This window comes from Paracoccus sp. DMF-8, assembly GCF_029309835.1.
Classification (GTDB): Bacteria; Pseudomonadota; Alphaproteobacteria; order Rhodobacterales; family Rhodobacteraceae; genus Paracoccus.
In genome coordinates, this window is record NZ_JARJHL010000010.1 from 341,140 (window position 1) to 357,028 (window position 15,889).

The following is a 15,889-nucleotide window of genomic DNA, read 5'->3' on the forward strand; positions in this document are numbered from 1 at the left end:
GATGCGGGCATCGCCCGCGTTGAATGGTCTGGTGCCTGTTGTTCATCGACGAAGCGGACGGCATGGAGGCCACCGCCGAGGGGTCCCCGATCCTGCTGGCCGAGCGCCGCACCCTGTCCTTCCCGGATCGCAAGATCGTTCTGGGCAGCACCCCGGTGCATGAGGATACCAGCCACGTTCTGCGCGCCTATGCCCAGTCAGATCAGCGCATTTTCGAGGTGCCTTGCCCGGAATGCGGCACCTTCGCGGAAATCACCTGGGACGCGATCACATGGGACGAAGGCGCGCCGGAAACGGCCCGCTGGCGCTGCCCGCATTGCGCCGCCGAGATCGAGGAGCGCCACAAGCCCGCCATGGTCGCGGATGGCCGCTGGCGGGCGCTGCGCCCCGATGTGGCGGGCCATGCGGGTTTCCGCATGAATGCCCTTGTCAGCCTTCACGCGAACGCCTCATGGGCCAATCTGGCGGCCGAGTTCATCGGCGCGAAGGACGATCCCACGACGCTGCAAACCTTCGTCAACACCATTCTGGGCCAAGGCTGGCGCGCGGATGGCGAAGAACTGGACGAATCGGCCATGCAGGCCCGCGCCGAGCCGTTCGGGCTGGACATGGTCCCTGCCGAGGTGCTGGCCCTGACCGTGGGTTGCGACGTCCAGCATGACCGGCTGGAACTGACCTATATCGGCTGGACGGAAACGGGCTGCATGCTGATCCTTGCGCATCGGGTGATCTGGGGCGCGTGGGACGCGGCCGAGACATGGGCCGAGCTTGACACGATGCTTGCCGAACGCTTCCCGCACCAGCTGGGCGGCAGGATCGCCATTGATGCAACCGCCATCGACGCAGGCGACGGCACGAGCATGAACCGCGTTACGGATTTCTGCCGTGCCCGCACCCGCCGCAAGATCGTGGCAATCAAGGGCGCGGCAGGCAACCGCCCGGTGATCGAACGCGCCGGGTCCAGGACCAAGACCGGGGCGCGGTTGTGGATCGTTGGCGTTGACACGATCAAGACCCAGATATTCGCCCGTTTCGCCCGTGCCTCATCGGCGCGGTTCTCGGACAGCCTGCCCGCCGTCTGGTTCGAACAGGCGACCAGTGAACGCGCCGTCATCCGCTATGCGCGCGGCCAGCCGGTGCGCCAGTTCGTGCGGATCCCCGGCAGGCGGGCCGAGGCGCTGGATTGCGTGGCCTATGCCATCGCCGCCCGCGCCCTGGTCAATATCGTGCCCGAGGTGCGCCGCGCCGATCTGGCCCAGGCCGAGCCGGTCAAGGTCGCAGCCAAGCCGGTGTTGCAATCGGAATGGATGGCGCGGCGATAGCCGCCCCGAATTTGGGGAGGGCTATTCCGCCGGATGCTGCCGGGTTTTGTGGGGCTTGTCGGTGGCGCGAACGATGAGAACGCCCACGCCTGCAATGGTCAGGGCGGCAAGCGGAACGATGATGTCGAACAACGTCATTCCGCCGGGACGTGGGAAGCCTTGTCACGCTCTACCGCGCGTTCGTTCAGACGAACGGCAAGATACCCTACGCCGACAACGGCGATGGGCGCAATGATGAAAGCAAGGATGAAGCCGCTCATGTCAGCCCTCCAAGGGGTCGTCTTGCCAGTAAATGTAAGAGCACACAGGCCGAAATCCAACCGATTCCGCCGGTGATCATCGTCCAGACAGGCAGGCTTTCCCGCAAGCTGCTGATATTATATATATACCCGGCAACCGGCGTGGCGATGCCGACCGTGAAACAGGCTGTTGATGCCCGATCAAGGGCGTTCGCCAGCAGTTTGGTTCGTTCGTTGCAGATCAGGGTCATTTCCGCAGCCTGACGCCCGGCCCTTCGCCGTTTTCGTCGATGAAGATCACCCCGGCGGATTCGAGGGCGCCGCGAATGGCCGCGATGGCTTGATCTGAAACCACGCGCCTTTCCTTCTCGAAATCTATAACCGTTGATTGCCCCAAGCCCGCCGCTTTGGCGAGTTCGGTTTGCGTCATTGAGATCAGGCTGCGGCCCGCCTCTTCGAAATCCACGACTGCCTGACCCTTGCCTTGGACGCCACCGAGCGCCCAAGCGGCTGCAGTCAGCCCGAACGCGAGGCCCGCAGCTACGTCCGCAGCGCCCTGCGCCAGGTCAACAAGCTGATCGAGGTGCGGGCATGAGCGGAAAATTCTATTACACCGGACGCAGCCCGCGCGCCCTCTGGCAACGTTTTCGCATGTGGCGGGCATATCGCCGCCCTGTGACATTTTACGACTTGCGCAAGATCACCCATGACGTCGTTTACCGAGACGGCGATTATCACCGTCCCGACAGGGCCGCCGAAGCGGTTTTCATGCAGGTGATCCATCAGGCAGAAAGGCCGGTTTGGGGCAAGTCATGAAACCGCCCCTGATGTGGCGCATCGCCCGTGTCGCGGTCTGGCTTGGCCTGAATCTCAACTGGCTTTTCGATCCCGTGACAGCATGGCGGCGGGGGGAGCCGGTGCGGAAATTTTCACCCCAAAAGAAGTGAAATTGACAGGGCGGTGCGGGGTCGGTATATTCACTGCAACAGAAGTGAATTGTCAAATCGAGGACAGACCATGAAACGCCGCGCCATCCTGTATTCCGCCGACTGCGAAGAAAAGCGGTTCGACGGTTATTATTTCCGCAATCAACTTCCCTTCGTGCCGGAACTGCCGCTGTCCGGCGAAAAGGATGACGCCCATACGCGCCGCCGCGCCGAGTATAGTTTGCAAGACGCATTCCTGTTGCGCCTGATGATGGAGTTCGTGGACCATGGCGGAGTCGCCATCGACGCAGCGCAGTATTCGGCTGGAAACGCCTTCCATCATCTGGCGCTTGCGAGTGAGCGGGTTGGCCGCGATCATGACGTTTGGCTTGTGTTCATACAGAACCGCCCTGGCGAACTTGATTTTGCCCCCCGCGCCCTTTGTGCTGGCTGCCTGGACGAAATTCCGGCCCTGATCCGTGACAAGTCCGATCCATCCGACCCGCCGCGCGTGGTTCTGGTCAATGCCTCTGGTGCATCGCGCTTCGTGCTCAATCGTGCCGACGAATTCGGCATTCTGCGCGAAGGCGAGGCCCGCCCCGTCTGGCTGATCGAAGAAACGCGCTAAGGTTCAGATATGGCCTTCCCCTTCGGCATCCTCGCAAACTTCTTCCGCCCTGATCCGGTGCCGCACAAGCGCCGGATCGAGGCGAGCGCGAGCAGGCCGCGTTGGCAGGGTGCGGGCCACCTTCACGCCCCGCAGCAATCGACCCTTGCCGCCCGCGCTGCGGCACAGCAACGCGCCGCAGCCGCCTATCTCAACACCCCGCAGGGCAACCGCATCGTTGGATCATGGGTTGCCGCCCTGATCGGCAAGGGTTGGCAGTGTCGCCCGCAGCATCCCGACGCCGCCATCCGCCACGATCTGGCCGATGCGTTCGAGGCCCTGACCCGCCCGCTGATGATGACCCTTGCCCGCGCCCTGATCCGCGACGGCGAGGTTTTCGTTCATCTGCGGATCGGTGCCGTTGGCGATCTGTGCCCCAAGCTGATCCCGGCTGACCAGATCGACGCCAGCCTGACCCGCGATCTGGGCAACGGCGCGCGCATCATCGCCGGGATCGAGTTCGACGCCGACGATGAGGTGACCGCCTATCACATCCTGCGCGAGGCCCCCGGCGCGGCTTTCGCCAGCTATGGCGACACCCTGCGCATCCCTGCCGTGGACATGCTGCATATCTATGACCGGCTGTTTCCGGGGCAGGTGCGCGGGTTGTCATGGCTGGCCCCCGTGCTGCTGAAACTGCGCGACCGTGACGAAGCGTCCGACGCCCTGCTGATGCAGCTGAAAACGGCATCGCTGCTGACCGGCTTCATCAAGACAATGGACGGAAGCACAGACGGTTACGCTGGCGACGTTTCCGGCAACGCCCTGAATGTGGCGCTGGAACCCGGTGCCATGCGCATCCTGCCTGGCGGAACGGATGTGACCTTTTCGCAGCCGGGGCAGGGGCTGACGCAGGCCATCGAATTCCTGCGCGCCCAGGACCGCGAAATCGCCGCTGGCGTCGGCATGACCTTTGAACAACTGACCGGCGATCTGGGCGAGGCGAATTATTCCAGCGCCCGCGTCGGCTTGCTGGATTTTCGCCGCCGCGCCGAAATGCTGCAAATCAACCTGATAGAAATGCAGTTCCTGCGCCCGCTATGGCTTCGCTGGTTGGCCGTTCGGGAAATGGCAGGAATGACCCCGGCGGGCGAGGCAGGCGTTTCCTCCTTTCCCGTCCGCTTCGTGCCGCCGGGGTGGCAGTGGGTTGACCCGAGAAACGAGGTTGAGGCCGATGTTGCGGCAATCGCCGCCGGGCTGAAATCCCGCGAGGAAGTCGTTGCCGGACGTGGCCGCGACATTGACGAACTGGACGCTGAACGCGCCCGCGATGCGGCCCGCGCAGACAGAAAGGATCAGAAATGACAAACTACATCCCCGCGAGCATCGCCATGTCCGGCGAACACGCCCAAGAGATGGCCGCCACCATCGGCCCGTGGATCATCGGTTTCTGCGAGGCGCACGGGTTCGTCAAGAAAGGCCGCACCAATGCCGCCCGAGCGATGACCCTCTTGAACTATGGCGAGCCGCGCACAAAGGCCGAGCGCCATTTTCTGGACGCGCTGCTGCTGGAAATGGCCCGCCGCTATCCGGGCGATACCTATCCACCGTATTGCGTCCGCCTCGCATCGGCGGCGGTTCATTGAAAGGATCAGGAATGACCATTCACCTGCGCGGCATCGCCCCGCGCGTTTCCACCGTGGACCATGACGCCCGCACGGTCGAGGCCATCGCCTCGACCTTCGCGGACGTGCAGCGCGCGGGCTTTATCGAGCGCCTGAACCCCGGTGGCATGGACCCCGCCCGCCTGATCGGCGCGCCGGTGCTGGACGGCCACCGCAGCGGCTCGACCCGCGACCAGTTGGGCATCATCGACACCGCCGAACTGACCGCCGAAGGGTTGAAGGTCCGCATCAAATTTCGCAGCACCGATGCGGCCCGCGCCATCCTGACCGACATTGCCGACGGCATTCTGCGCGGCCTTTCCATCGGCTACCGCGTGACCGAGTGGAAGGACAGCCGCGAGGGCGACCGCCGCATCCGCACCGCCACCAAATGGGAAGCCCTTGAGGTTTCCCTTGTTCCGATCCCGGCTGACCCCGGGGCACGTTTTCGCAACGGAGAAACTGACATGCCGGAAACCGGTAACGAGGCGCTGAACCGCGCCACCATCAACGCGGAGATCCGCAGCATTGCGGCGACCGCCGGGCTGGATCAGGGTTGGATTGATGCCCAGATCGACAGCGAAGCGACCCCGGACGCCGCGCGCGAGGCCGCATTCACCGCCATGCAGGCCCGCAGCGCCCAGACCGCGCCCCGCACCACGCGCGCCACGATCACCATGGATCACAACGACCCTGCCGTGATCGCAGAACGCGCCGGCGAAGCGATCTTTGCCCGCGCGCACCCTGACCACGAGTTGAGCGCCCCGGCCCGTCAATATGCGCATATGTCGCTTGTGGACCATGCCCGCGACAGCCTGCGCCGCAGCGGTGCCAGCGTGTCCGGCCTGTCACCTGACACGATCATCGCCCGCACCCTGGGCGGACTGCATACGACATCGGATTTCCCGCTGATCCTGGGCGATTCCGCGCATCGGGAAATGCGCCGCGCCTATGAATCCGCGCCGTCCGGCGCGCGCCAGTTGGCCAGACAGACCACCAACCGCGATTTCCGGGCCAAGCACAAGCTAACCCTTGGCGATGCCCCAAAGCTGGAAAAGGTCAATGAAGCCGGTGAGTTCAAACATGGCACCATTGACGAAGGTCGGGAAAGCTACCGCATTGACACTTTCGGGAAAATCTGGGGCGCGTCCCGTCAAGCCCTGATCAATGACGATCTGGGCGCGTTCACCGATGTTCCCCGCAAGCAGGGCATCGCCGCCCGCGCGTTCGAGGATGATTTCATCGTCAAGATGATCACCAGCAACCCGGCCATGTCGGACAATGTCGCGGTTTTCCACGCCAGCCACGGCAACCTGACAGCAGGGCAATCCGCCGCCATTCTGCCGCTGGACATGTCGTCCCTGTCCGCCGCGCGCCTCGCCATGCGCCGCCAGACCGCCCCCGGCGGAATGCTGATCGCCGCGACCCCGCGCTTTGTTCTGGTTTCGCCGGAAATGGAAACGGTCGCGGAACAGGTTCTTGCGCAGATTGCAGCCACCAAAACGGAAGATGTGAACCCGTTTGGAAATCTTACGCTGCTGGTCGAACCGCGCCTGACCGATGACGAACAGTTCTATGTCGTAGCCGATCCGGCAAGCGTGGACGGCCTTGAATATGCCTATCTGGAAGGCGCGCCCGGCCCGCAGCATGAAACCAAGGTTGGTTTCGAGGTTGATGGCATCCTGTTCAAGGTCCGTCTGGATTTCGGCGGCGGCTGGATCGACTATCGCGGTTGGCATCGGGTGAACTGATATGGCCGTCCCGGTCGAAGACCTTGCCCAGATGCGCGATGCCCTGCTGCGGGCGCGCGCAAAGGGCGTGAAATCCCTGCGCGTCGGATCGGAGCTGATCGAATACAAGACCGATGCCGAAATGTCCGACGCCATCAACGATCTGGAAGCGCGCATTGCCCGCGCTTCCGCCCCCCGGCCCGCAATGGTCCGCTTCACCAACAGCAAGGGGTTTTGACATGACCCGACCGCTCTATTCCAGCGACACGGATCCCGCCTTGCTGACCTTCGAGGAAGCGGCGGGGCGGCTGCATGGCGCGGTCTCGGCTTCGGCTCTTCGCCGCGCCCGTATTGCAGGCAAGTTGTGGGCGAAGAAGCTCGGCAAGCGATACTTCACCACTTGGCATGCCGTCCTGGAGTTTCTGGAATGCCCCGACACCGAAAGCCCGCCCGCCTCTATTTCCGCGCCGACGAACGCCAATGGGTCATTCGTGACGGCGGCACCCAGCGGCGGACAGGATTTAGCCATGGCCAGCGCCGAGAGGCTGAAACGGCACTCGCTGAATACCTCTCGGCGCGAAAACCGCCCGACCGCAGAGGCCCGGCACATCCGGGGAGCTGACCGTAGGGGAGGTGCTGGCCCGGTATGCCGATGACAAGAACGGCGCAATCCAATCCGTGGGGACGCTGGTGTATGCCATTCAGGCGCTGGCCCCGTTCTGGGGCGATCTGACCTGTGACGCGGTGAAAGGCTCGACCTGCCGTCTATACCAGAAGGAGCGGGCGAAGCCTCGGGCTGTCACGACCACGACCAAGACCGGCAGGCAGATGACGCGCGAGCTTTCGGCCGGTCCTTCGACGGTCCGTCGCGAATTGGGCGTCCTGCAAGCGGCGCTCAATCATGAACGCGCTCGAAAATCACCTGCAAGAACAGCAGGACGCCGCAGCCGCCCTTGAGGCAATAGCCCGCTGCCTGCGCGCCATTTCCACCCGCGATGATGATTTTACCAGAGTGCTGGTGACCGATCTTAGCGAACTGGCCATGTGGATCAGCCGTGACCTGAACGCTGCCTTGGACAGCGTGAACCTGCCGAAATGGGCGCTGAAATGAGCTATTTCAACGACCACACCAAGACCGAGGCAGAACTGCACACCATCGGCGCGCTGCTATGCGTTCTGGAAGAAGCGGGTTTCAACTATCTGACGAAAGACAACAACCCCATAGCCTCGGGCGTTCTCAACACGATTCAGGTCATCGCGGAGCGCGTCACGAAAGCGCAAGAACTGCACGATGCCGAATATAGCGCGCAGGTAGCGCCCGAGACGCCCATCGCTGCGATGCACCGCGAAATCGTGCGTAGACATGCCGTTCTGGAAGGGAACCACGGCCTGTCTGAGGAAGCGTTCGACGCCTTCAACATGGCAACGGTAGAGATGGGCAATGCCATCGTGGATATTCCCGCGCGGAATGCCGACGACATGCTGCGCAAAATCATGGACTACAGCATCAACGGCGACCATCCCGATCTGCACGGCACCGAGCAGGCCAGCCGGATCTGGGCTGAAATGCGGGCGATGGTTGCCTGACCACAGCGCCCCCGGCTTCGGTCGAGGGCAAGTTGCTGTGTGGCACACCGCAGTCGTCACGATATTGCCTTTTTCAGTCTAAATCCGCCGCGTGCCAGCTATCTTTATCAGCAGACCTTGCAAAGGCGGCGCCAGAAGGAACAAGCCATGGATCAAGTATTGAGGGGTCCGCATCTTTCAGGTGGGAAAAACCTACAATTTTTCCATCGGCCACACTGAAATGATCTTCTTGACCGCACATGTACTCGGCGATGTTGTCGCCTTCATCATTAGCCCGACAAATATACAAGACCGGTCGTTCACGTCTGAAAACGTGGATGCAGCGGATGCACATAATGTGGTTTTCACCTGTCACGCGTTCGCTCCACTTGATCCGGATTTAAGAGCACGGCAGTTGACTGCTATTGTCAACGTCCGCTGAGGGTCGAAAGCTGGGCACTACCGTAGCTTTGGCAACCGCGCGACCATGACGAGGGATGGCAAGATCTTGACGTTTCTCGTCAGTCGAGCCGCAGGCAATATTTTGGCGTTCGCGCGGCGGGCTGAGCTTTGGCAATAAATTTCCCAAGTTCGCGCACATTCTCAGAGGGGCGCCCCCAAGAGCATGGTCGGACTGCTATCAGGCTAACCTGTCCCAACTATGCTGGCAGCAACTCAATTTCGGGGTGGGCCTCAAATATTTCCATCACGATCTGAAAGAAATCCTGACCGGTGCCCGATTCCAGCGCGCCCAACTGTCGGCGGATCGCGTCGATGTTGAACCTATCGGGATGGCGCAGCTTGTCATTCAGCCAGCGCCGCGTTTCAGCAATCCCCAGATCGGCGGTGCTCTTGTCCATCGCCTGCCAGCGCACCTGCACGGCGCCAGCTTCATTTAGCGCGCCATAGCCGCCATAAAGCATGTCGTCCAGCGCATCCAGACTTTCGCCAAGCTACCAATCCTCGGCGCTCATGAACACCCTGTTCATCTCGGCATAGAAGCCCGGAATGTCGCGAAACCGATTGCCGTCGATGGTCAGCACCAGATCTGGCGTGGATGCGGTCAAGGTTCTTTCCTTTCCGGTCGTCCTGTGGTCACGACCTTGGAGCGCATCGGGACGCTCAGCGTGAAATGAAAGCGCCCAGCGCGTGGCGGATCTGCATCGCAGCCGGGCGCAATAGGAGCGGGCAAGCAAGCGCTGGAAGGTGGGCTAAAGGGTGGACTGTTCCGACCGGATGCCTGCTAATAGATTGTATTATATTGATATTGTCATGATTAATGGTGCGCCTAGAAGGAGCTGATTTGAACGCTCTTTTCGAGGTTTTCGAGGATTGGGAACGCCATCTCGCACAGTATGATCTAGCCGATCTGAGGTGCGACGATGACCAGCCCGCACCATGATTTCAACGAGGTTGCCAAGGTCAAAGCGCCGAAATATCCCCCGCCGTTCTCGCTGCGCCTGACCTTCGTGGAACGGGCGCGGCTGGAACGGGATGCGGCGGGGATGTCGCTGGGCGCTTACATCCGCTCAAGGCTGTTTGGGGATGATGTGCCGCCGCGCCGGACGCGGGGCAAGTTTCCGGTCAAGGATCAGGCGGCGTTGGCGAAGGTGCTGGCGGCGCTGGGTGCCTCGCGGCTCTCGCAGAACCTCAACCAGCTTGCCCGCGCCGTGAACATCGGCGCTCTGCCCGTCACGCCCGAAACCGACTCGGAATTGCGGGATGCTTGCCGCGCGGTGGCAGAACTGCGCGATGAGTTGCTGCGGGCGCTCGGCAAGACGCCGGGAGGTGCGCCATGATCCTCAAGGCTTCGGAACGTGGCAATGCCGCCGAACTGGCGCGGCATTTGATGAACACCCGCGACAATGACCATGTAACCCTGCATGAGATTCGCGGTTTTCTGTCGGGTGATCTGGCCGGGGCGTTGATGGAGGCCGATGCGATCTCGCAGGGAACGCGCTGCAAGAACTTCCTGTTTTCGCTCAGTCTGAATCCGCCAGAGAAGGAATCCGTATCCCTTGAGGTATTCGAGGTCGCCGTGGAGATGGCGGAGCAGCGCCTTGGGCTGGACGGCCAGCCCCGCGCCATCGTCTTTCATGAGAAGGAAGGCCGCCGCCATGCCCATGCGGTGTGGTCGCGGATCGACGCGGAGACGATGACCGCCCGCAATCTGCCCTTCTACAAGCAGAGGCTAACAGAACTTTCGCGCGAGCTTTACCTTGAACACGGTTGGGAGATGCCGCGCGGGCTGCTGGATCGCGCTTTGCGCAATCCGCTGAACTTCTCGCGCGAAGAATGGCAACAGGCCAAACGGGCGCAGATCGACCCGCGCTTGCTCAAGGCGGGTTTTCAGGACTGCTGGAAGCGTTCGGACAATGCCGATGCCCTGCAAGCGGCCTTGGAAGAAAAGGGATACTTCCTCGCCCGTGGTGATCGGCGCGGCGTGGTGGCGTTGGATTGGCGCGGCGAAGCCTATGCGCTTTCGCGCTATTGCGGGGTGAAGGCCAAGGATGTCGCGGTGCGGATGGGCGATGCCGCGCATCTGCCGTCCGTCGCCGAACGCCAGCGCTGGCTGGCGCAGCGGATGGCGGGCAAGCTGGCAGGCTGGGCGCGGGATGAGGCCGCCCGCCATGAGAAACAGGCGCTCGCCGTGAAATTCCAGCGCGAACAGATGGTGCAGCGCCAGCGGGCGCTGCGGCGCGAACAGGATATGGTGCAGGCGCAGCGGCAAGAGGCCGAACAGCGCCGAAGAGCGGCGCGTGTGCCGAAAGGCGTCAGGGGGGTGTGGGGTTGGGTCACAGGCCAGAACCGCAAGATCAAGATTCAGAACGAACTGGACGCGCAGCGGGCGCAGGAACGCGACCGGACAGAGCGCGAATCCATGATCCAGAAACAACTTGCCGAACGCCGCCAGTTGCAAGGGCGTGTGAAGGCCGCGCGGGCGCAGCAGAATGAGGCCATGCAGGAACTGACCCGCGACGTTGCGCACTATGTCCGGCTGGGGCGGGATGCGCCGTCCGTTCCGTCCCCCGCCAAAGAGCCGAAACGCGCCAGAACCCGCAAGGACGGGCGCGAACGGGAACGCGGGGCGTGGCGGGGCGATGCGCCGGATTTTGACCTTTAACGAGTAAGGAGAGAATGATGAGTAAACGACGCGGAACGAAGCCATTCACCCTTGAACTGAACGCCAGCATACGCGCCAAGCTGGCGGCAGTGGCCGGTTACTATGGCGCATCTTGGGAAGATGCGATCTATCTGGCCGTTCATCACGAGTGGAACGGCATCCAGTTTCATCTTGCCGAGTGCGAGGCCGCCCGAACGGCACCACCCGCGCCGCAGGGCGATGATGACGTGCCGTGGTAAAATTTGCACGGCGTCATCATAACTGGTATGATTGGTTATGAAAGGAGTCGCCATGACCAGACTGACCATATCAATGCCCGAACAGATGACCGCCTATGTCGAGGCTCAGATTTCCGAAGGGCGCTACGGGAATGTGAGCGAGTTTTTCCGTGATCTCGTTCGCCGCGATCAGGAACGCCGCACCGCCGCGATAGGTGAGTTGAGATCGCTTCTGGCCAAAGCCGAGGCCAGCGGGATCGGGAACCGTTCGATGAATGAACTGCTTAGCGCAGCCCGCACTGAAGCGCGGCAGAATGGATTGCTGCGTGACGAATAGCTACAAGCTGACGGAAGATGCCGAACGCGATGTGATCGACATCTATCTATTTACTCTAGAGCATTTTGGGTTGGCGCAGGCGGAGAAATATTTCGCCGAAATGTTTACACGCTTTGATACGATAGCCAAGATACCAGACCTTGGCCGCGACTACAGCGACATTTATCCCGGCGCATTCCGCGTAAATCAAGGAAGCCATGCCGTATATTATCGGCGCGTGGACGGCGCGATTCTTATCCTGCGCATTCTTCACCAGGCCATGGACCCCGCTCGCCATTTGGGAGGGTAAATCTTAACGTCAAATTAACCAAATTCATATAGATTATGACATATGAATTTCGATGACAGCCTTTCGGAGAAGTGGGAACGCGCGGCGAGTGCGCGGCAGCAAGACTTTGACGATCTGCAACGCGAGGTGGCCGGGGTAGACGTTGGGCGGCTTGCCCGCTTCCTGCCTGACGATGTGCGTAATCCCGAAGCCGCTGAAAAGCGCAAGGCCGAACACCAGCAGCAAATGCTGACGCGCCTGCAAATGATGATGCGCGATCCTGAATATGCGGCGCTGCACGAAAATGCCGTGAAGACTTTGCGGCAGGTGTCAACCGAACTTGACCAGATCAACGAGGATGCCCGCCGCCTTTGGGAAGCGGACACGAAAGCCATCGCGCAGATAGACGAACGCGCAGCCCGCGATTCACACGGTCGCGCCGTGTTCATGAATCAGGACGGGCGTTGTTGCACAAGCCTGACGACAAGTGATTCACTTTGCGAATCCATGCCGTTAGACGCGCTGCATGAGCAAGCCATCACCCGCCCGCTATCGCACGACGAACTGGTCCATCTACAACGCATCGCTGCGCAAGCGGGGGTCGCTGCTGATCTGGGTGGACACGGACATGACCTGGCTTGCGCCGCGTGATGGGAGGCCTGGGAGGCCAGCGGTGTTTTCCGATGCGGCGATACAGTTCTGCCTGTCGATCAAGGTCCTGTTCAAGCTGCCGCTTCGCCAGATCGAGCCAGGTTCCGCCACTGGTTCGAGGAACCTTGGCGAGGCGGGATGGTGGCGAGCCTGCTGAAGCTGGCGGGGCTGGACTGGCCGGTGCCTGACTTTTCCACGCTGTGCCGCCGACAGAAGACCCTGGCCGTGCAGATCCCCTATCGCCGCGCCGACGGGCTGCTCAACCTGCTGGTCGACAGCACGGGCATCAAGTTCCTCGGCGACGGCGAATGGCGGGCGCGCAAGCACGGGGTGCAGGGGCGGCGCCAATGGCGCAAGGTGCATTTGGCGATGGACCCGGCCACGTCCGACATCCGCGCGGTGGAATTCACCCCTAGCCGCGACGGCGACAGCCCTGTTCTGCCCGACCTACTCGGCCAGATCCCGGCGGACGAGAAGATCGGCACGGTCACCGCCGACGGCGCCTATGACACGCGCCGCTGCCACACCGCTATCCTCGCGCGTGAGGCCACCCCGATCATTCCGATCCGCAAGAACGGGCGGCTGTGGAAGGAAGATTGCCCGGCAGCACGCGCCCGAAACGACACCCTGCGCGCCACCCGACATTACGGTCGGGCTTTCTGGAAACGTTGGACTGGATACCACGCCCGCAGCCGGATCGAGGCGAGGATGCGCTGCCTGAAATCCTTCGGCGAACGCATCATGGCGAGGGACCCGGATCGCCAGACCGCCGAAGTCCACATCCGCGTCGCACTCATGAACCGCTTCAACGCCCTCGGCACAGCCGACATCGTCCGCGTAGCCTGAGTTGAGTGGGGGAAGGGGCAGTCACGCCTCAAGCGATAGTTGCGCAACAACGCCAACTGCGCCAGACGGTGCTGCGGTTGGCCTTCGCGGAGCCTCTGCGATACCAGCGAAATGAAGGTTATCGAACTCCTGAATTATCATTCCCTTTCAAGGCTTTAGCGGGAATTTCAGGGCAAAAAGTGAGATGGTGCTGCAAGAGAGGATTGAACTCTCGACCTCTCCCTTACCAAGGGAGTGCTCTACCACTGAGCTACTGCAGCGCCGTGTGGAGGGCGATTTAGACCGGTCTTGCGCAGCACGCAAGAGGGAAAGGCGAAAAAACCGTCCTGGGGGTGCAATTCGCGCGATGGCCGCTGCTGACGTTCCGGCGTCCCGTGCAGTGGACTTCTGGACGGATTGCGACGATCGGGTTAACAGGGGCCATGAGCAAACGCCCCACATCCAGCACCGATGCCGCCAGCCGCGAGGATCGGCTTCGCGCCGCGCTTCGCGCCAATCTTGCCCGCCGCAAGGCGCAGGGCAGGGCGCGGGCCATTGATGATCCGGACGACAACGCCGGGGCGCAAAATGGTGACCAAGGCGGCAGATCGACCGCCGGACCAGCAGCCGAACCGAGGCAGGAGTAAACGAATGGACCAGATCATCGTCCGGGGCGGCGGCGCGCTGCACGGAGAGATTCCGATTGCGGGAGCCAAGAACGCCTGCCTGACGCTGATGCCGCTGACCTTGCTGACCGACCAGCCGCTGACGCTGACCAATGCGCCGCGGCTGTCGGACATCCGCACGATGACCAGCCTGCTGCAATCGCTTGGGTCCGAGGTCGTCAGCCTGCAGGACGGTCAGGTGCTGGCCATGTCCAGCCACGACCTGACCAGCCAAAAGGCCGATTACGACATCGTCCGCAAGATGCGTGCCTCGATCCTGGTGCTGGGTCCGCTGCTGGCGCGTTATGGCCATGCGGTGGTGTCGCTGCCGGGGGGCTGCGCGATTGGCGCCCGTCCCGTCGATCTGCATCTGAAATCGCTGGAGGCGATGGGGGCAGAGCTGGATCTGCGCGACGGCTATGTTTTCGCCAAGGCTCCGGCCGGCGGGTTGCGCGGGGCCGCTCATGGATTCCCCATCGTCTCGGTCGGGGCGACGGAAAACGCGCTGATGGCGGCGGCGCTGGCCCAGGGCACGACGGTTCTGAAAAATGTCGCGCGCGAGCCAGAGATCGTCGATCTGGCCCAGTGCCTGCGCCGCATGGGCGCGCGGATCGAGGGCGAGGGCACATCGACCATGACCATCGAGGGGGTGACCCAGTTGAACGGCGCCACCCATCCCGTCGTCACCGACCGCATCGAGCTGGGCACCTATATGCTGGCCCCCGCGATCTGCGGCGGCGAGGTCGAATGTCTGGGCGGGCGCATCGACCTGGTTGCCACCTTCTGCGAAAAGCTGGACGAGGCCGGGGTCGATGTCGTCGAAACCGAACGCGGGCTGAAGGTCAGCCGCAAGAATGGCCGCATCCGCGCGGTCGATGTCGTGACCGAGCCTTTCCCGGGTTTCCCCACTGACCTGCAGGCCCAGATGATGGCGCTGATGTGCACCGCCGATGGCACCTCGGTTCTGGAGGAACGCATCGTTGAAAACCGCTTCATGCACGCCCCCGAACTGACCCGCATGGGCGCCCGGATCGAGGTTCACGGCGGTCATGCCACCGTCCACGGCGTCGAAAAACTGCGCGGTGCGCCGGTCATGGCGACCGATCTGCGCGCCAGCGTCGGCCTGATTCTGGCCGGTCTGGCGGCCGAGGGCGAAACCATCGTCGGCCGCGTCTACCATCTGGATCGCGGCTATGAGAAAGTCGTGCGCAAGCTGCGCGGGGTCGGTGCCCGGATCGAACGCATCAAGGAGGTGACTTCAGATGAGTGACGCCAGTTTCAACGACGTCGATCCGGGGCCGCTGGCCCTGCGCGCCGAGGATGCCGAAGACCTGCAGGTGTTGGCGACGCTGGTGCAGGATGCGGTCCTGCCCCTGTCGGAAATCTCCTATGACGCGCATCAGCGTTATCTGGCGCTGCTGCTCAACCGCTTCCGGTGGGAGGATGCCGAACTCGCCCGCCGCGAAAGCCGCCCCTATGAACGGGTGCGCGCGCTGATGGTGGTGTCGGATGTGGTCCGGGTACGTTCGGACGGGATCGACCGCGCGGACAGCGATCTGGTGCTGGAATTGCTGACTATCCGCTGGCAGCCGGGCGAGGATGGCACTGGCTGCATCATGCTGGAATTTGCGGGTGACGGCACGCTGGCCGTCGATGTCGAATGCCTGAACATCGATCTGCGCGACGTGACGCGTCCCTCTATCGCGCCCTCGGGTCGGGCGCCGCATCATCCCGAATGATGCTTTGG

The 15,889-nt window shown here is 62.6% G+C and carries 24 protein-coding genes, 1 tRNA gene and 1 pseudogene; 20 read left to right on the top strand and 6 right to left on the bottom strand.

The window, feature by feature from the left end; translation table 11 throughout:
- The first annotated feature begins 38 nt into the window (after positions 1 to 38).
- The gene (locus PE067_RS08725; RefSeq protein ID WP_276188932.1) at positions 39 to 1,322 is read left to right on the top strand and encodes a terminase gpA endonuclease subunit; all 1,284 of its coding nucleotides are present in this window, start codon (positions 39 to 41) and stop codon (positions 1,320 to 1,322) included.
- 134 nt (positions 1,323 to 1,456) lie between these two features.
- Here PE067_RS08725 and PE067_RS08730 read toward each other — a convergent pair whose 3' ends face one another.
- The 3 genes from PE067_RS08730 to PE067_RS08740 are packed head-to-tail and all read right to left on the bottom strand — an operon-like array spanning position 1,457 to position 2,027.
- Positions 1,457 to 1,582 carry a hypothetical protein gene (locus PE067_RS08730; protein WP_276188934.1) on the bottom strand — a complete coding sequence of 42 codons (126 nt, stop codon included), beginning with the start codon at positions 1,580 to 1,582 and terminating at the stop codon, positions 1,457 to 1,459.
- Entirely contained in the window at positions 1,579 to 1,812 is a 234-nt protein-coding gene (locus tag PE067_RS08735; RefSeq protein WP_276188936.1) for a hypothetical protein, read from the bottom strand. The genes PE067_RS08730 and PE067_RS08735 overlap by 4 nt, the downstream gene beginning before the upstream one ends.
- Complete coding sequence (locus tag PE067_RS08740) at positions 1,809 to 2,027, bottom strand: helix-turn-helix transcriptional regulator (protein WP_276188938.1); 219 nt, start codon at positions 2,025 to 2,027, stop codon at positions 1,809 to 1,811. Before PE067_RS08740 ends, PE067_RS08735 begins: the two co-directional genes overlap by 4 nt.
- 125 nt (positions 2,028 to 2,152) lie before the next feature.
- Between PE067_RS08740 and PE067_RS08745 the strand changes: the two genes are divergently transcribed.
- From PE067_RS08745 to PE067_RS08785, 9 genes are all read left to right on the top strand, one after another.
- On the top strand, positions 2,153 to 2,377 hold the full coding sequence (locus PE067_RS08745; protein ID WP_276188940.1) for a hypothetical protein: 225 nt from the start codon (positions 2,153 to 2,155) through the stop codon (positions 2,375 to 2,377).
- Positions 2,378 to 2,578: 201 nt separating this feature from the next.
- Positions 2,579 to 3,115 carry a hypothetical protein gene (locus PE067_RS08750; protein WP_276188941.1) on the top strand — a complete coding sequence of 179 codons (537 nt, stop codon included), beginning with the start codon at positions 2,579 to 2,581 and terminating at the stop codon, positions 3,113 to 3,115.
- Between the two features lie 9 nt (positions 3,116 to 3,124).
- Positions 3,125 to 4,459 (top strand): phage portal protein, encoded by a 1,335-nt coding sequence (locus tag PE067_RS08755; RefSeq protein ID WP_276188943.1) that lies wholly within the window; start codon positions 3,125 to 3,127, stop codon positions 4,457 to 4,459.
- The gene (locus PE067_RS08760; RefSeq protein ID WP_276188945.1) at positions 4,456 to 4,740 is read left to right on the top strand and encodes a hypothetical protein; all 285 of its coding nucleotides are present in this window, start codon (positions 4,456 to 4,458) and stop codon (positions 4,738 to 4,740) included. Before PE067_RS08755 ends, PE067_RS08760 begins: the two co-directional genes overlap by 4 nt.
- Before the next feature lie 11 nt (positions 4,741 to 4,751).
- Positions 4,752 to 6,509 carry a prohead protease/major capsid protein fusion protein gene (locus tag PE067_RS08765; protein ID WP_276188947.1) on the top strand — a complete coding sequence of 586 codons (1,758 nt, stop codon included), beginning with the start codon at positions 4,752 to 4,754 and terminating at the stop codon, positions 6,507 to 6,509.
- Position 6,510: 1 nt separating this feature from the next.
- Complete coding sequence (locus tag PE067_RS08770; RefSeq protein WP_276188949.1) at positions 6,511 to 6,726, top strand: hypothetical protein; 216 nt, start codon at positions 6,511 to 6,513, stop codon at positions 6,724 to 6,726.
- 1 nt (position 6,727) lies between these two features.
- A complete protein-coding gene (locus PE067_RS08775) occupies positions 6,728 to 7,144 on the top strand; it encodes a hypothetical protein (protein ID WP_276188951.1) in 417 nt (138 codons plus the stop codon).
- 245 nt (positions 7,145 to 7,389) lie between these two features.
- A complete protein-coding gene (locus PE067_RS08780; RefSeq protein WP_276188953.1) occupies positions 7,390 to 7,599 on the top strand; it encodes a hypothetical protein in 210 nt (69 codons plus the stop codon).
- Positions 7,596 to 8,075: a hypothetical protein gene (locus tag PE067_RS08785; protein ID WP_276188955.1), complete on the top strand. Its 480-nt coding sequence runs from the start codon at positions 7,596 to 7,598 to the stop codon at positions 8,073 to 8,075. Before PE067_RS08780 ends, PE067_RS08785 begins: the two co-directional genes overlap by 4 nt.
- Before the next feature lie 73 nt (positions 8,076 to 8,148).
- On the opposite strand, the gene PE067_RS08790 is transcribed toward PE067_RS08785, so the two are convergent.
- On the bottom strand, positions 8,149 to 8,430 hold the full coding sequence (locus tag PE067_RS08790) for a hypothetical protein (protein ID WP_276188957.1): 282 nt from the start codon (positions 8,428 to 8,430) through the stop codon (positions 8,149 to 8,151).
- A gap of 283 nt (positions 8,431 to 8,713) precedes the next feature.
- A complete protein-coding gene (locus PE067_RS08795; RefSeq protein ID WP_276188960.1) occupies positions 8,714 to 8,977 on the bottom strand; it encodes a hypothetical protein in 264 nt (87 codons plus the stop codon).
- A gap of 459 nt (positions 8,978 to 9,436) precedes the next feature.
- Between PE067_RS08795 and PE067_RS08800 the strand changes: the two genes are divergently transcribed.
- The 7 genes and pseudogenes from PE067_RS08800 (at position 9,437) to PE067_RS08830 (ending at position 13,498) form a co-directional block, all read left to right on the top strand.
- Complete coding sequence (locus tag PE067_RS08800) at positions 9,437 to 9,853, top strand: hypothetical protein (protein ID WP_276188962.1); 417 nt, start codon at positions 9,437 to 9,439, stop codon at positions 9,851 to 9,853.
- Complete coding sequence (locus PE067_RS08805) at positions 9,850 to 11,178, top strand: relaxase/mobilization nuclease domain-containing protein (protein WP_276188963.1); 1,329 nt, start codon at positions 9,850 to 9,852, stop codon at positions 11,176 to 11,178. Before PE067_RS08800 ends, PE067_RS08805 begins: the two co-directional genes overlap by 4 nt.
- 17 nt (positions 11,179 to 11,195) lie before the next feature.
- Entirely contained in the window at positions 11,196 to 11,417 is a 222-nt protein-coding gene (locus tag PE067_RS08810; RefSeq protein WP_276188965.1) for a hypothetical protein, read from the top strand.
- 52 nt (positions 11,418 to 11,469) lie between these two features.
- Positions 11,470 to 11,733, top strand: a complete 264-nt coding sequence (locus PE067_RS08815; protein WP_276188967.1) for a type II toxin-antitoxin system ParD family antitoxin — start codon at positions 11,470 to 11,472, stop codon at positions 11,731 to 11,733.
- Complete coding sequence (locus PE067_RS08820; RefSeq protein WP_276188969.1) at positions 11,723 to 12,022, top strand: type II toxin-antitoxin system RelE/ParE family toxin; 300 nt, start codon at positions 11,723 to 11,725, stop codon at positions 12,020 to 12,022. Before PE067_RS08815 ends, PE067_RS08820 begins: the two co-directional genes overlap by 11 nt.
- A gap of 42 nt (positions 12,023 to 12,064) precedes the next feature.
- The gene (locus tag PE067_RS08825; RefSeq protein WP_276188971.1) at positions 12,065 to 12,652 is read left to right on the top strand and encodes a hypothetical protein; all 588 of its coding nucleotides are present in this window, start codon (positions 12,065 to 12,067) and stop codon (positions 12,650 to 12,652) included.
- Positions 12,588 to 13,498 (top strand): annotated as a pseudogene (locus tag PE067_RS08830) (IS5 family transposase). The gene PE067_RS08825 and the pseudogene PE067_RS08830 overlap by 65 nt, the downstream one beginning before the upstream one ends.
- 185 nt (positions 13,499 to 13,683) lie before the next feature.
- On the opposite strand, the gene PE067_RS08835 reads toward PE067_RS08830, so the two are convergent.
- A tRNA-Thr gene (locus PE067_RS08835) sits at positions 13,684 to 13,758 on the bottom strand.
- Positions 13,759 to 13,920: 162 nt separating this feature from the next.
- Between PE067_RS08835 and PE067_RS08840 the strand changes: the two genes are divergently transcribed.
- The 3 genes from PE067_RS08840 to PE067_RS08850 are packed head-to-tail and all read left to right on the top strand — an operon-like array spanning position 13,921 to position 15,881.
- Complete coding sequence (locus PE067_RS08840) at positions 13,921 to 14,124, top strand: hypothetical protein (RefSeq protein WP_276188973.1); 204 nt, start codon at positions 13,921 to 13,923, stop codon at positions 14,122 to 14,124.
- A gap of 4 nt (positions 14,125 to 14,128) precedes the next feature.
- Positions 14,129 to 15,412, top strand: a complete 1,284-nt coding sequence (gene murA / locus PE067_RS08845; protein WP_276188975.1) for a UDP-N-acetylglucosamine 1-carboxyvinyltransferase — start codon at positions 14,129 to 14,131, stop codon at positions 15,410 to 15,412.
- Positions 15,405 to 15,881, top strand: coding sequence for a DUF2948 family protein (locus PE067_RS08850; RefSeq protein WP_276188977.1), 477 nt, complete (start codon positions 15,405 to 15,407; stop codon positions 15,879 to 15,881). Before murA ends, PE067_RS08850 begins: the two co-directional genes overlap by 8 nt.
- Positions 15,882 to 15,889 lie beyond the last annotated feature (8 nt).

Excerpts from the sequence above, each read along its gene's own strand:
- PE067_RS08810 (WP_276188965.1), top strand. The coding sequence starts at position 11,196 with ATGAGTAAACGACGCGGAACGAAGCCATTCACCCTTGAACTGAACGCC.
- murA (WP_276188975.1), top strand. The coding sequence starts at position 14,129 with ATGGACCAGATCATCGTCCGGGGCGGCGGCGCGCTGCACGGAGAGATT.
- PE067_RS08825 (WP_276188971.1), top strand. The coding sequence starts at position 12,065 with ATGAATTTCGATGACAGCCTTTCGGAGAAGTGGGAACGCGCGGCGAGT.
- PE067_RS08770 (WP_276188949.1), top strand. The coding sequence starts at position 6,511 with ATGGCCGTCCCGGTCGAAGACCTTGCCCAGATGCGCGATGCCCTGCTG.
- PE067_RS08785 (WP_276188955.1), top strand. The coding sequence starts at position 7,596 with ATGAGCTATTTCAACGACCACACCAAGACCGAGGCAGAACTGCACACC.
- PE067_RS08755 (WP_276188943.1), top strand. The coding sequence starts at position 3,125 with ATGGCCTTCCCCTTCGGCATCCTCGCAAACTTCTTCCGCCCTGATCCG.
- PE067_RS08765 (WP_276188947.1), top strand. The coding sequence starts at position 4,752 with ATGACCATTCACCTGCGCGGCATCGCCCCGCGCGTTTCCACCGTGGAC.
- PE067_RS08730 (WP_276188934.1), bottom strand. The coding sequence starts at position 1,582 with ATGAGCGGCTTCATCCTTGCTTTCATCATTGCGCCCATCGCCGTTGTC.
- PE067_RS08775 (WP_276188951.1), top strand. The coding sequence starts at position 6,728 with ATGACCCGACCGCTCTATTCCAGCGACACGGATCCCGCCTTGCTGACC.
- PE067_RS08800 (WP_276188962.1), top strand. The coding sequence starts at position 9,437 with ATGACCAGCCCGCACCATGATTTCAACGAGGTTGCCAAGGTCAAAGCG.
- PE067_RS08750 (WP_276188941.1), top strand. The coding sequence starts at position 2,579 with ATGAAACGCCGCGCCATCCTGTATTCCGCCGACTGCGAAGAAAAGCGG.
- PE067_RS08795 (WP_276188960.1), bottom strand. The coding sequence starts at position 8,977 with ATGCTTTATGGCGGCTATGGCGCGCTAAATGAAGCTGGCGCCGTGCAG.
- PE067_RS08735 (WP_276188936.1), bottom strand. The coding sequence starts at position 1,812 with ATGACCCTGATCTGCAACGAACGAACCAAACTGCTGGCGAACGCCCTT.
- PE067_RS08760 (WP_276188945.1), top strand. The coding sequence starts at position 4,456 with ATGACAAACTACATCCCCGCGAGCATCGCCATGTCCGGCGAACACGCC.
- PE067_RS08840 (WP_276188973.1), top strand. The coding sequence starts at position 13,921 with ATGAGCAAACGCCCCACATCCAGCACCGATGCCGCCAGCCGCGAGGAT.
- PE067_RS08815 (WP_276188967.1), top strand. The coding sequence starts at position 11,470 with ATGACCAGACTGACCATATCAATGCCCGAACAGATGACCGCCTATGTC.
- PE067_RS08745 (WP_276188940.1), top strand. The coding sequence starts at position 2,153 with ATGAGCGGAAAATTCTATTACACCGGACGCAGCCCGCGCGCCCTCTGG.
- PE067_RS08780 (WP_276188953.1), top strand. The coding sequence starts at position 7,390 with ATGAACGCGCTCGAAAATCACCTGCAAGAACAGCAGGACGCCGCAGCC.
- PE067_RS08805 (WP_276188963.1), top strand. The coding sequence starts at position 9,850 with ATGATCCTCAAGGCTTCGGAACGTGGCAATGCCGCCGAACTGGCGCGG.
- PE067_RS08850 (WP_276188977.1), top strand. The coding sequence starts at position 15,405 with ATGAGTGACGCCAGTTTCAACGACGTCGATCCGGGGCCGCTGGCCCTG.